Source organism: Stenotrophomonas sp. 85239_Sma (assembly GCF_056481725.1).
This window is the reverse complement of sequence record NZ_CM151163.1, coordinates 3184606-3197807: the sequence shown is the minus strand read 5'-3', so window position 1 is coordinate 3197807 and position 13202 is coordinate 3184606. Positions and strand designations below refer to the sequence as shown.

Annotated in this window: 13 protein-coding genes; 11 read left to right on the top strand and 2 right to left on the bottom strand. The window is 68.0% G+C overall.

The window, feature by feature from the left end; all coding sequences use genetic code 11:
- The first annotated feature begins 7 nt into the window (after nucleotides 1–7).
- Nucleotides 8–355 (top strand): ribonuclease E inhibitor RraB, encoded by a 348-nt coding sequence (locus tag ACYKG1_RS15025; RefSeq protein ID WP_100473490.1) that lies wholly within the window; start codon nucleotides 8–10, stop codon nucleotides 353–355.
- Between the two features lie 70 nt (nucleotides 356–425).
- On the opposite strand, the gene asd is transcribed toward ACYKG1_RS15025, so the two are convergent.
- Both asd and ACYKG1_RS15015 read right to left on the bottom strand, forming a co-directional pair.
- Nucleotides 426–1268: an archaetidylserine decarboxylase gene (asd, locus tag ACYKG1_RS15020; protein ID WP_478470833.1), complete on the bottom strand. Its 843-nt coding sequence runs from the start codon at nucleotides 1266–1268 to the stop codon at nucleotides 426–428.
- Nucleotides 1265–1915, bottom strand: coding sequence for an SCO family protein (locus tag ACYKG1_RS15015; protein WP_005417991.1), 651 nt, complete (start codon nucleotides 1913–1915; stop codon nucleotides 1265–1267). Before ACYKG1_RS15015 ends, asd begins: the two co-directional genes overlap by 4 nt.
- A gap of 122 nt (nucleotides 1916–2037) precedes the next feature.
- Here ACYKG1_RS15015 and prmB point away from each other — a divergent pair, with 122 nt between their 5' ends.
- The 10 genes from prmB to ACYKG1_RS14965 all read left to right on the top strand — a co-directional run bounded on the left by prmB (nucleotide 2038) and on the right by ACYKG1_RS14965 (nucleotide 13119).
- Nucleotides 2038–2967 (top strand): 50S ribosomal protein L3 N(5)-glutamine methyltransferase, encoded by a 930-nt coding sequence (prmB, locus tag ACYKG1_RS15010; protein ID WP_088026671.1) that lies wholly within the window; start codon nucleotides 2038–2040, stop codon nucleotides 2965–2967.
- Nucleotides 2964–4067: a chorismate synthase gene (gene aroC / locus ACYKG1_RS15005; RefSeq protein ID WP_100473489.1), complete on the top strand. Its 1104-nt coding sequence runs from the start codon at nucleotides 2964–2966 to the stop codon at nucleotides 4065–4067. The genes prmB and aroC overlap by 4 nt, the downstream gene beginning before the upstream one ends.
- On the top strand, nucleotides 4060–5097 hold the full coding sequence (locus ACYKG1_RS15000; protein ID WP_100473488.1) for a 2-hydroxyacid dehydrogenase: 1038 nt from the start codon (nucleotides 4060–4062) through the stop codon (nucleotides 5095–5097). Before aroC ends, ACYKG1_RS15000 begins: the two co-directional genes overlap by 8 nt.
- Nucleotides 5098–5188: 91 nt before the next feature.
- Complete coding sequence (locus ACYKG1_RS14995) at nucleotides 5189–6217, top strand: aspartate-semialdehyde dehydrogenase (protein WP_100473487.1); 1029 nt, start codon at nucleotides 5189–5191, stop codon at nucleotides 6215–6217.
- Between the two features lie 168 nt (nucleotides 6218–6385).
- On the top strand, nucleotides 6386–8416 hold the full coding sequence (locus ACYKG1_RS14990) for a motility hub landmark protein FimV (protein ID WP_478470832.1): 2031 nt from the start codon (nucleotides 6386–6388) through the stop codon (nucleotides 8414–8416).
- A 26-nt stretch (nucleotides 8417–8442) separates the two neighbouring features.
- Entirely contained in the window at nucleotides 8443–8805 is a 363-nt protein-coding gene (locus ACYKG1_RS14985) for a VOC family protein (protein WP_478470831.1), read from the top strand.
- Between the two features lie 32 nt (nucleotides 8806–8837).
- A complete protein-coding gene (gene truA / locus ACYKG1_RS14980; RefSeq protein ID WP_014647888.1) occupies nucleotides 8838–9608 on the top strand; it encodes a tRNA pseudouridine(38-40) synthase TruA in 771 nt (256 codons plus the stop codon).
- On the top strand, nucleotides 9605–10261 hold the full coding sequence (locus ACYKG1_RS14975; protein WP_014037969.1) for a phosphoribosylanthranilate isomerase: 657 nt from the start codon (nucleotides 9605–9607) through the stop codon (nucleotides 10259–10261). The genes truA and ACYKG1_RS14975 overlap by 4 nt, the downstream gene beginning before the upstream one ends.
- Nucleotides 10262–10429: 168 nt before the next feature.
- The gene (locus tag ACYKG1_RS14970) at nucleotides 10430–11104 is read left to right on the top strand and encodes a hypothetical protein (protein ID WP_100473484.1); all 675 of its coding nucleotides are present in this window, start codon (nucleotides 10430–10432) and stop codon (nucleotides 11102–11104) included.
- On the top strand, nucleotides 11101–13119 hold the full coding sequence (locus tag ACYKG1_RS14965) for a hypothetical protein (protein ID WP_100473483.1): 2019 nt from the start codon (nucleotides 11101–11103) through the stop codon (nucleotides 13117–13119). The genes ACYKG1_RS14970 and ACYKG1_RS14965 overlap by 4 nt, the downstream gene beginning before the upstream one ends.
- Nucleotides 13120–13202: the final 83 nt, after the last annotated feature.

The following is a 13202-nucleotide window of genomic DNA, read 5'->3' as shown; positions in this document are numbered from 1 at the left end:
AACCCGCATGGACCTCGAAGCCACCCGCAACCTGTTCGCCAACCTCCGCGAGAACACCGACTGGGATATCAACGGCCCGTTGCTGTGGGGTTACTTCTTCGTCCACTCCAGTGCCGAGCCGCTGCAGGCACTGGCGGATCACCTGCAGGCGCAGGGCTATGCCTTCGTGGAACTGTTCGAGCAGGAGCCGGAAGAGGGCGGCGCGCCGTTCCACGTGCTGCACGTGGAGCGCGTGGAGATCCACGATGAAGCCTCGCTGGACCGCCGCAACCAGGAATTCGCGGCGCTGGCCGCGGAGCGGGGAGTGGAAGACTACGACGGCATGGACGTCGGCCCGGCCCCGGCCCTGCAGTAACAACAAAAGGGGACGGAGGGGATCAAGTCGTTCATGCATGAACGACTTGATCCCCTCCGTCCCCTTTTTGTCAGCGCAGCCTTGCCAGCGCCTGGCCCAGCTGCACCGGGCTTTCGGCGCCCAGCTGCGGGGCGAACTCGGCCACGCCAGGCGGCAGCAGCACGATCACGGTCGAACCGTAGTTGAAGCGCGCCATTTCGGCGAAGCGCTCCAGCTGGATGCCCTGGCCGCGGTAGTCCTTGCGGGTGATGCGATCACCGTAGGCCGGAATCTCCTCGCCGCTCCAAACGGTTTCCACGCCGGACACCAGCAGCGCACCGACCATCACGCTGACCATCGGGCCGAAGCTGGTATCGAAATGGCAGACCAGGCGCTCGTTGCGCGCGAACAGGCGCGGCACGCCGTTGACGGCGGCCGGGCCGACGCTGAACAGGCGCCCCGGCACGTGCACGGTTTCGCGCAGGGTGCCGGTCCACGGCATGTGCACGCGGTGGTAGTCGCGCGGCGACAGGTACACGGTGGCGTACAGGCCGTCGTTGTACGGCTTGGCGTCCTCGTCACTGCCCAGCAGTTCGGCGGCGGTGAACGACTGGCCCTTGGCCTGGAAGATGCGGCCGGCCTCGATCCTGCCGAGCTGGCTGATGCGGCCGTCGGCCGGCATCACCAGGCTGCGTGGATCGGCATCGGCCACGCGCGCGCCCGGCTTCAGTGCACGGGTGAAGAACTGGTTGAAGGTCGCGTAGCTGCGCGGGTCCGGGTTGGCCGCTTCATCCAGGTTGACGTTGAACTTGCGGGTGACCGTGTCGATCAGCCAGCGCGACACGCGCGGATCGTCCGAGTACGCCAGCGAACGCGCCATCGAGGACAGCAGGCGATGGGGCAGGGCGTACGTCAGGGCGGTGGTGAGGCTCATGGGGCGGTTTTCTCGGTCAGCTTCTGCAGGTCGCGGGCAATGGCCGGCGCGTTGAACGGGGGGCGCACCAGGCCGGCAAGACGGCCCTGCGGGTCGAGCACGGCCAGGCTGGCCGAATGCTCGACGGTGTAATCCTCGGGATTCTCGTCGAAATGCTTGCCGGGCACTTTCTGGAACACGAAGCCCAGCGAGGTGGCGAAGCGCTCCAGCGAGGGGATATCGGCGGTGGCGGCCAGGGTGTCCTTGTGGAAGCCGTGCACGTACTCGCCCAGGCGGGTGGCACTGTCGCGGTCCGGGTCGACCGAGATGAACAGCACGCGCGGGCGCAGGCCATCGGGCAGGGCCTCCCACTGGTTCTGCGCGCCGGCCAGCTCGGCCAGGGTGGTCGGGCAGACGTCGGGACAGAAGGTGAAGCCCAGGAATACCAGGGTCCAGTGGCCCTTCAGTTCGCCCGGGATCAGGCGGGTGCCATCGGACTGGGCCAGGTTGAAATCGGGCAGTTCGCGCGGCTGCGGGTACAGGGTGATCGCTTCGGTGGCCGGGGCGTTGGCCGGCGGCTTCGGCGCGAACACCTGCTGGGCGGCCAGCAGGCCGAGCCCCGCCGCCAGGGCGATCAGCAGGATGATGCCGGCGTTGCGATTGAACATGGGGGCTCCCGCGCGAAATGGGCTCCATCATACCGGCTGTGGCCCGATCGTTTCCGCCGCAACGGATGCCGCCGCGGGCGCCAGCCCCTATAATCGGGGGCCACTTTGCCCGCAGTACCGCCATGACCGCTGAAACGGCCGCCGAACTCCACACGATCATCGATCTGATCCGCTACGGCACCAGCCGTTTCAACGAAGCCGGGCTGACCTTCGGGCACAGCTACGACAACGCGCTGGACGAGGCCACCCAGCTGGTGCTGCACAGCCTGCACCTGCCGCACGACCTCGGCCCGGCCTACGGCCAGGCGCGCCTGCTGCAGGCCGAGAAGCTGCGCGTGCTGGAGCTGTTCCAGCGCCGCATCGACGAACGCATCCCGGCCGCCTACCTGACGGGTGAGGCCTGGTTTGCCGGCCTGAGCTTCAAGAGCGACAAGCGCGCCCTGGTGCCGCGCTCGCCGATCGCCGAACTGATCGAGTGCGGCTTCGAGCCCTGGCTGGCCGGCCGCGACGTGTACCGTGCGCTGGACCTGTGCACCGGTTCGGGCTGCATCGCCATCGCCATGGGCCACTACTACCCCAACTGGCAGGTGGACGGCGTCGACCTGAGCGACGACGCGCTGTCGCTGGCTGAAGAAAACCGGGAGCGGCTGCAGGCGTACAACGTCAACCTGATCAAGTCGGACCTGTTCAATGGCCTGTCCGGCCGCCACTACGACCTGATCGTCACCAATCCGCCGTACGTCACCAACGACGAGACCGATGCGCTGCCGAAGGAATACTCCTACGAGCCGGAAATGGGCCTGCGCGCCGGTGACGATGGCCTGGACCTGGTGCTGAAGATCCTGCGCGACGCGCCGCTGCACCTGAGCGAAGACGGCCTGCTGATCTGTGAAGTGGGCGAATCCGAACAGCATCTGGTCAAGCTGCTGCCGGAAGTCGATTTCGCCTGGATCGAATTCAAGGTCGGCCAGATGGGCATCTTCGCGGTTGAATGCCGCGAGCTGATTGCCCACAGCGCACGCATCACCGAACTGGCGGCGCAGCGCCCGTGAGCTCCAATTCGTTCGGCAAGCTGTTCACCGTCACCACGTTCGGCGAGTCGCACGGGCCGGCCATCGGCTGCGTGATCGATGGCTGCCCACCGGGGCTGGCGCTGGACGCGGCCGAATTCGCCCACGACCTGCAGCGCCGCGCCACCGGCAAGAGCCGGCACACCTCGGCACGGCGCGAGGCCGATGAGGTCGAGATCCTGTCCGGCGTGTACGAGGGCCTGACCACCGGCACCCCGATCGCGCTGCTGATCCGCAACACCGACCAGCGCAGCAAGGACTACGCCAACATCGGCCAGCAGTTCCGCCCGGGCCATGCCGACTACAGCTACTGGCACAAGTACGGCATCCGCGACCCGCGCGGCGGTGGCCGTTCCTCGGCGCGCGAGACCACCATGCGCGTGGCCGCCGGCGTGGTCGCCAAGAAGTGGCTTGCCGAGCGCTTCGGCGTCACCGTGCGTGGCTACCTGTCGCAGCTGGGCGACATCACCCCGGCCGGTTTCGACTGGTCGGCGGTGGAAGGCAATCCGTTCTTCTGGCCGCACGCGGCACAGGTGCCCGAGCTGGAGGCGTACATGGATGCGCTGCGCAAGTCCGGAGATTCGGTCGGTGCGCGCGTGGACGTGGTCGCCGACAACGTGCCGCCAGGCTGGGGCGAGCCGATCTACGGCAAGCTCGACGGTGATTTGGCTGCCGCACTGATGAGCATCAACGCGGTGAAGGGCGTGGAGATCGGCGACGGTTTCGCCAGCGCCGCGCAGAAGGGCACCGAACACCGCGACCTGCTGACCCCGCAGGGCTTCGCCAGCAACCATGCCGGCGGCATCCTCGGTGGCATTTCCACCGGCCAGCCGGTGGTCGCGTCGATCGCGTTGAAGCCGACCTCCAGCCTGCGCCTGCCGGGCCCGTCGCTGGATACCGCCGGCAACGTGGTCGAAGTGGTCACGACCGGCCGCCACGATCCCTGCGTCGGCATCCGTGCCACCCCGATCGCCGAGGCGATGGTGGCGATGGTGCTGATGGACCAGGCGCTGCGCCACCGCGCGCAGTGTGGCGATGTCGGCACGATCACCCCACGCATTCCCGGGCAGATCGATGGCTGACACGCGGCCGACCGTGTGGGTGAGCCAGCCGCTGATCGACGCGGCCATCGCGCCGCTGCGCGATCGCGTGCAGCTGCGCAGCACCGACACGGTCACCGCCTGGTCGCCCGAGCAGATCGCCGAACAGCTGGCCAGCGCCGATGGCGCGGTCATCACCCTCAACGAGCGCATCGGCGCAGCGCAGGTGGCCGATGCCGCGCAGCTGCAGGTGATCGCCAATGTCGGTGTCGGCTACAACAACCTGGATGTCGACGCGCTCAGTGCGGCCGGCATCCTGGCCAGCAATACGCCGGACGTCCTGACTGAAACCACCGCCGATCTCGGCTTCGCACTGCTGATGGCCACCGCGCGCCGCATCACCGAGTCCGAGCGCTGGCTGCGCGAGGGCCAGTGGCAGCAGTGGTCGTTCCAGACCATGCTTGGTGCCGACATCCACGGCAGCACGCTGGGCATCCTCGGCATGGGCCGCATCGGCCAGGGCATCGCCCGCCGCGGCGCGCATGGTTTCGGCATGAAGGTGCTGTACCACAACCGTTCGCAGCTGCCGGCTGCGACCGAAGCGGAAGTGGGGGCCACCTATGTGGACCTGGATACGCTGCTGGCGCAGTCCGACCACTTGCTGCTGGTGCTGCCATACACGCCGGCCTCGCATCATCTGATCGACGCCGCCGCGCTGGCGAAGATGAAGCCGTCGGCCACGCTGGTGAACATCGCCCGCGGTGGACTGGTCGATGAGATCGCGCTGGCCGATGCGCTGGCCAACGGTCGCCTTGCTGCCGCCGGCCTGGATGTGTACGAGGGCGAGCCGACGGTGCGCCCGGAACTGCTGGCGCTGCGCAACATCGTGCTTACTCCGCACATCGGCAGTGCCTCGCTGGCCACGCGCACGGCGATGGTACAGCTGGCCGTCGATAATCTGCTCGCCGGGCTCGGCCTGGACGGCGGCCCGTCGCGCATGCCGAGCGCGATCAACGCTGACGCGGCGATGGCCGCGCGCGTGACCCTGGGCAAAAAAACCGGGAAACGATAGGGAACCTCCGCGCGCCCCGCTTGAGGAGGTTCCCCGAACCCAGCTGTCGTGCGTGATTTTCCCCATCCCCGTTTCCATGAGAGTTTCCCCCATGAGCAATGCACAGCGCAGTTTCCACGTCGCCGTCGTCGGTGCCACCGGTGCCGTCGGCGAGACCATGTTGTCGATCCTGGCCGAGCGTGATTTCCCGGTTGGTACCCTGAGCGTCCTCGCCTCCGAGCGTTCGGCTGGCGGCGAAATCGAGTTCAACGGCCAGAAGGTCACGGTCCAGGACCTGGCCACCTTCGATCCGAGCGGTGTCGAGATCGCGCTGTTCTCGGCCGGCGGCAGCGTGTCCAAGGAATACGCACCGAAGTTCGCCGCCGCCGGTGCGGTGGTGATCGACAACTCCTCGGCCTTCCGTTACGACGATGACGTGCCGCTGGTGGTGTCCGAGGTCAATCCGGAACAGGTCGCCAACCGTCCGCGCGGCATCATCGCCAACCCGAACTGCTCGACCATGCAGATGCTGGTGGCGCTGGCGCCGCTGCACCGCAAGTACGGCATCGAGCGCATCAACGTCTCCACCTACCAGTCGGTGTCCGGCGGCGGCCGTTCGGCCACCGAGGAGCTGGGCAAGCAGACCGGCCAGCTGCTGAGCTTCCAGGAGATCGATCCGCAGCGCTTCCCGGTGCAGATCGCCTTCAACCTGATCCCGCACATCGACGACTTCCAGGACAACGGCTTCACCAAGGAAGAGATGAAGTTGATCTGGGAGACCCGCAAGATCCTCGGCGACGACAGCATCCTGGTGAACCCCACTGCGGTGCGCGTGCCGGTGTTCTACGGCCACTCCGAATCGGTGGCGATCGAGACCCGCGACAAGGTCACCGTGGCCGAAGCACGCGCGCTGCTGGAGCAGTCGCCGGGTATCGAAGTGGTCGACCGCCACGAGGCCGGTGGTTACCCGACCCCGGTCACCCATGCATCGGGTACCGACGCGGTGTATGTCGGCCGCATCCGTGAGGACCTGTCGCACCCGCGCGGCCTGAACCTGTGGATCGTGTCGGACAATGTGCGCAAGGGCGCGGCCCTGAATGCCGTGCAGCTGGCCGAGCTGGTTGCCGCCGAGCCGCGCTGATCACTGCGGTTGCCTCACCGGTAGTGCCGGCCGCTGGCCGGCATTGCCCTGATCCGTGGGCTGAAGTGCTTGCTGGCCAGCGGCCGGCACTACCAGGCTGCGTAGCCGGGCACGGGCTCGGCTCTGCATGGGTGCGGACCGCGGTCCGCACGCTTTATAGTGTCGCCCATGAATAAACGGGCCAGGGGCGCAAAGCGCCCGCTCCTCTATCTTTCCACCGCGCTGCTGGCCCTGGCCAGCAGTTCGGTGCTTGCCCTGGGTCTGGGCGACATCCGTGTGCTGTCCAGGCCGGGCCAGCCCCTGCTGGCCGAAATCCCGGTGATCTCCGCCGATCCGTCCGAGCTGGAGAATCTGCGTGTCGCGTTGGCCTCACCGGTCACCTTCGAGCGCGTCGGCCTGCAGCGGCCGACCGGCCTGGTTGGCGAACTGCAGTTCGAGCTGACCCGCAATGCACAGGGCAGGGCGGTGGTGCGTGTGACCTCGCAGACGCCGGTCGAGACCCCGTCGCTGAGCTTCCTGATCGAGGCCGACTGGGGCCAGGGCCGCCTGGTGCGTGAGTACTCGGCACTGGTCGATGCACCCTCCAGCGCACTGGCCGTGGCCGAGCCGGAAATCGTTGCGCCCGCGGGTACGCTCTCCAACACCATCGCCCGTGACGTCGCCGCTGCGCCCGCCGCTGCGGAGAGCGCGAGCGTGCCTGCGCCGTCCGCCACCGCCGCCACGCCGGCACCCGCTCCGGTTCGCCCGCGTGCAGCGGCTGCACCTGCCGCTGCATCGGCGCCCGATGGCAGCGTCACCGTCCAGCGTGGGCAGACCCTTTCGCAGATCGCCAGCGCGATGGCCCGCGGCAGCCAGGTCAGCCGCGACCGCGCGATGATCGCCCTGCTGCGTGCCAACCCGGAAGCCTTCATCCGGGGCAACATCAACCTGCTCAAGCAGGGCGCCGTGCTGCGCATGCCTGGCAGCGATGCGCTGGCAGCGGTCGATGCTGGCGAGGCCGCAGCGCTGGTGCGCGAACACGCCGCGCAGTGGCGGCAGGCGCGCACCGTGCCGCAACCTGCGGGTACCGTCGCCGCGGCCGCCAGGGCGGCAACCACGAACGCTTCTTCCCAGGCTGCGGCCAATGGGGCACGACTTGAAATCGCTCCGGCGCTGGCCTCCGACGCCGCGCACGCGGGCACAACCACCGGCACTGGAGCCGGCAGCGAGGGTGACATGCTGGGCAACGAACAACTGCGCCAGGCCCGCGAGGACATCGCGACCCGCGATGCCGAGATCGGCGAGCTGAAGCAGCGCGTGGCCGACCTGGAAAAACTCAAGGAACAGCAGCAGTCGCTGATCGCGATGAAGGACAACGACCTGGCCGCTGCGCAGCAGCGCCTGGCGCAGGCACCGGATGCCCGCGATGCGGCAACGCCGTGGTACTGGCTGGGTCTGCCGGTGCTGTTGCTGGCGGCCGGTGCCGCCTGGCTGCTGCGTCGTCGCAAGCCGTCGCCGCTGCCGCCGCTGCGCGAAGAAGGCGATGCCGCCGGCCTGGCCGCTGCGGTACCGGCGGGCGCAGCGCTGGATACGCTGGCCGAGCAGTCTTCGTGGTCGACGGCGGTGTCCGACAGTGGCCGCCAGGAGCCGGCGATGCCGGCCTGGGCGACCGAAACGGAGGTGCAGGATGACATGGCTGCCGAACCGGTTGTCGACATCGCTGCACAGGCCGACTGGCAGGCGCAGACGCTGCGCGATGACGACGTGGTGGAGCTGCCCGAGGCAGTCACCGACCTGCCGCGCTGGGACGAACCGGTGGCCACGCCGGACAGCCCCGCACCGGTCGCCTCCGTGCAGGATGGACCGGACGCGCAGGCGGTCCCTGGCGAGGTGGCTGTGCCGGACTATGCGCTGCACGCCGAACAGCAACCGCAGTTCCGCGGTGTGTTCGACCTGCCGACCGAGTCCCATGACAGCGACGTTTCCAGTGGCGCGCCGCACGACATGCTGGCCGCGGCCGCGCACGAAGACGCCGCCGCTGCACCGGCCGATGATGCCGGCTGGGCGCCGCGTGCCGGGCAGGAGCGCCTGGAGCTGGCCATTGCCTACCTCGATCTGGGCGATGCCCAGACCGCCCGTACCCTGCTGCAGGAAGTGGCCGAGGGCGGCGACCTGCACTGCCAGGCCCAGGCCCGCGAACTGCTGGCCCGCCTGCCGTGACCGACCCCGCCGACAAGGATCGTGCCATGAGCCGCGAACATCGCATCGACTACGTTGAATTCGCCTCCATCGATCCCGCGGCCAGCCGCGCCTTCTTCGAGAAGGCATTCGGCTGGTCGTTCGTCGACTATGGCAGCGACTACACCGCCTTCGACGATGGCCGCCTGCAGGGCGGCTTCTTCCGCGGCCAGCCGCAACGGGCCAGTGACAGCGGAGCGCCGCTGCTGGTGCTGTATGCCGACCAGCTGGCGCCGATCGAAGCGGCGGTGCGCAGCGCTGGCGGTGAGGTCGTGCGGCCGGTGTTCTCTTTCCCCGGCGGCAGCCGCTTCCAGTTCGTCGAGCCCGGTGGCAACGAACTGGCGGTCTGGTCCGAACGCGATCCGGCCTGAGCGCCGCCCCACCCGCAACATCGAGGTAGCACATGCGTTACGCGCTTGGCGTCGAATACGACGGCAGCGATTTCAGGGGCTGGCAGAACCTTGGCGAGGGCGGCCCCAGCGTGCAGGCCAGCCTTGAGCAGGCCCTGTCCTCGGTGGCCGATGCGCCGCTGCAGGTGGTCTGTGCCGGCCGTACCGATGCCGGCGTCCACGGTCAATGCCAGGTCGTCCATTTCGATACCGACGTGGTGCGCGATCCGCGCGCCTGGATGCTGGGCACCACCACCCGCCTGCCGCGCTCGATCGCGGTGCGCTGGTGCGTGCCGGTGGCCGATGATTTCCATGCCCGTTTCTCGGCGCGTGCGCGCCGCTACCGCTACCGCCTGCTCAACCGCGAAGTGCGGCCGGCGCTGCAGCGGCAGACCCTCAGCTGGGAGCGCCGTGCGCTGGACGCGGGCCTGATGCATGCCGCCGGCCAGGCCCTGCTCGGCGAGAACGACTTCAGCGCGTTCCGCTCGGTGCAATGCCAGGCGCTGCATGCACGGCGTGAACTGCAGTCACTGCAGGTCAGCCGCCAGGGCGAGGTGATCGAGGTCGCCGTGCAGGGCAATGCATTCCTTCATCACATGGTCCGCAATATCGTCGGATCGCTGATCCTGGTGGGCAGTGGCGAGAAGCCGGTGGAATGGATCGCCGAACTGCTGGCCGGGCGCGATCGCACCGTAGCCGGTCCCACCGCACCGCCGCAGGGCCTGGTGTTCCTTGGGCCCCTGTACCCCGACAACTGGCATCTGCCCGCCGAGGTCACGCTATGAGCCGCTCCTACTACCGCACACGCATCAAGTTCTGTGGCATGACCCGGGCCGGCGACGTCCGCCTGGCCGGTGAACTGGGTGTGGACGCGGTGGGTTTCATCTTTGCCCGTGAAAGCAGCCGCCGGGTCGCCCCGGCCGAGGCACGCGCGATGCGCCAGGCGATCGCGCCGATGGTCGACGTGGTGGCGTTGTTCCGCAACAACAGCAAGGAAGAGGTGCGCGAGGTACTGCGCACGGTAAGGCCGACCCTGCTGCAGTTCCACGGCGAGGAAGACGAGAGCTTCTGCCGCAGCTTCAACATGCCCTACCTGAAGGCGATCGCCATGGGCGGGCGTGAAGAGATCAACGCCCGCACCCTGCAGCTGCGCTATCCCAGCGCCGCCGGCTTCCTGTTCGACAGCCATGCGCCGGGCGGCGGTGGCGGTACCGGCGTGGCCTTCGACTGGGGCCGGATCCCGACCGGCCTGCATCGCCCGTTCCTGCTGGCCGGCGGGCTGAACCCGGAAAACGTCTACGACGCGGTGTTGGCCACCCTGCCGTGGGGCGTGGATGTCTCCAGCGGCATCGAACTGGAGCCGGGCATCAAGGACGGCTACAAGATGCGCACCTTCGTCGAGGAAGTACGCCGCGCCGATTGCACGGTTCTCGAGTGATTCGCGTCACTATTTACCCTGATCAGCGCCCGGATTTGAGCCTGTACGCATTCTTCACATAGGATGGTCCCAAGCGCGCCTGCCACGAAGGCTGGCGTGGGGATCGACGGGACGCGCACGGCGCGCCCCGAACGGGCGGCCGCCGCCCATAGCCCAGGAAGGCAAGCGATGCAGGAGTTTCTCACCGTCGTGCTCGGTTACCCGACGCTGCCGTACAGCATTCTGCTGTTGGTGTCGGTGATGTATTGGGCAGTTGCGGCGTTCGGCCTGGTCGATGACGGTTTCGGCAATCTCGGCGCCGATGGCGGACTCGAGGCGGGGACCGACCTCAGTGGCCTGTCGGCCATGCTGGCGCGCTGGGGCCTGGGCGGCGTCCCGATCATGGTGGTGGTCACCCTGCTGGGCCTGTTCGGCTGGCTCATCACCTATTTCATCCACCTGTTCGCATTGCTGCCGCTGCCGGACCTGCTGCGCTGGGGCCTGGGTACGCTCGTGGCGGTGCTGGCACCGCTGCCTGCGGTACCTCTTACCGCGCTGATCCTGCGCCCGGTCCGGCGCTTCCTGCTGCGCCTGCGGCCGGTGCCGCAGGCATCGCTGCTGGGCCGGATCGGCGTGGTCGCATCGCCGAAAGTGGACGCACGCAGCGGTCATGCCACTGTCGATGATGGCGGTGCCGGGCTGGTGCTGCAGATCCGCAGCGACATCGAACTGCAGCGTGGCGAGCGCATCGTGCTGGTCGAGCACATGGCCGAGCAACACTATTACCGGGTGGTCCGCGCCGATGCGATCGCCCTTGATTTCCAGGACAACCTGCTTCCGGGCAACAAGGAGAATCATCAATGACGTTGGCATCCCTCTTACCGATCCTGGCCGTCGCCGGCGGCCTGCTCGTCCTGTTGCTGGGCGTGGCCGGGCTGTTCAAGGCCTTCTACCGCAAGGTCGACCAGGGCGTGGCCCTGATCGTCAACGACATGAGCTCCACGCCCAAGGTGCACTTCACCGGTGCGCTGATCATCCCGGTGCTGTACCGCGCCGAGCTGATGCGGATCAGCCTGATCACCCTGCAGATCGACCGCCGCGGCAAGGAAGGCCTGATCTGCCGCGACAACATGCGTGCCGACATTGCCGTGGCCTTCTACCTGCGGGTGAACGAGACCCAGGCTGACGTGCTGCGCGTGGCCAAGGCCATCGGCGCCGACCGCGCGTCGGACAAGCACGCCGTCGACGAGCTGTTCAACGCCAAATTCTCTGAAGCGCTGAAGACGGTCGGCAAGAAGTTCGACTTCACCGAACTGTTCGAGAAGCGCCAGGAGTTCCGCGACGAGATCATCGCGGTGATCGGCAATGACCTCAATGGCTACGTGCTGGAAGACGTGGCGATCGATTACCTGGAGCAGACCCCGAAGTCGCTGCTGGACCAGTTCAACATCCTCGACGCGCAGGGCATCCGCAAGATCACCGAGCTGACCGCCGCGCAGAACGTGGTGACCAACGAGCTGGAGCAGAACGAGAAGCTCGCCATCACCAAGAAAAACGTGGAAGCGCGCGAAGCGCTGCTGGCGCTGGAACGCCAGCAGGCCGAAGCCGAAGCACGCCAGAAGCGCGAGATCGAGACCATCCGCGCGCGCGAGGAGGCCGAGACCGCCAAGGTGCAGGAAGAGCAGCGCCAGCTGTCCGAGAATGCCCGCATCGAAGCACAGCAGCTGATCGAGATCCGCGACCAGAACCGCCTGCGCGAAGTGGAAGTGGCCGAGCAGAACCGCCAGCGTGCCGTGGCCATCGAGGCCGAGCGCGTGGAGCGCGCACGCCAGCTGGAGCAGGTCACCACCGACCGCGAAGTGCAGCTGCAGGGCGTGGAGCGCGACAAGGTGGTCGAGCAGGGCAAGATGGACGTGGCCAACATCACCCGCGAACGCATCTCCATCGACAAGACCGTGGCGCAGGAAGAAGAGCGCATCAAGGAAGTGCGCGAGGTTTCCGAGGCAGACCGCCAGAAGCAGGTGCTGATCCTGGAAGCCGAAGCCAAGGCGCAGGAAGCGCTGGTGCGCGAGGTGAAGGAAGCGCAGGCGCGCGAGACCGCCTCCAAGCACCGCGCGGTGGAACTGACCACGCTGGCCCAGGCCGAGCACGAAGCGGCCGGCAAGCAGGCCGAAGCCAAGCGCCTGCTGGCCGATGCGCTGCGTGCCGAGCAGGCTGCGCCGGGCCTGGCCGAAGCGCAGGTGCGTGAAGCCTCGGCGCTGGCCATCGAGAAGGTCGGCATTGCCGAGGCCCGCGTGATCGAAGCCAAGGCCGAAGCCAGCCTGAAGCAAGGCAGCAACGAGGCCCGCGTACTGGCCGAGACCCTGCAGGCGCAGGCACAGGGCGAAGAGAAGATGGGCCTGGCGCGTGCCACCGCCACCGAATCGCTGGGCAACGCAGAAGCGGGCGTGGTGCAGAAGAAGCTGCTGGCCGAGGCTGAAGGCCTGGTGCGCAAGTTCGAAGCCATTGCCTCGCTGAGCGACCAGGCACGTGGCCACGAAGAGTTCCGCATGATGCTGGACAACAGCCTGAAGCAGGCGCTGGCCTCGATCGAGGCCGGCAAGGAAGTCTCGCGCGAGAACGCCAATGTCATCGCCAGCGCGCTGCGCAACGCCGACATCGACCTGGTCGGTGGCGACGGCGGCATGTTCGAGAATCTGGTCAAGGCGGTGTCGCTGGGCAAGTCGATCGAAGGCTTCGCCGGCAAGAGCCCGATCGTGCAGGAGCTGATGCAGCGCTACCTGGGCGTGGCCGTGGCTGAACCGGCACCGCGCCAGATCGCCGAGGATGCCGAAGCGGTGCCGACCGTGTCGGCCACCGTGGTCGACAGCGCCCGTTGATGCATCGGGCGATGGCTGCTGCGGCCATCGCCCGCCCGCGCCGGCCGCAACCGCGGCCGTCTGCCCGTGAGCCGGAAGCCTGC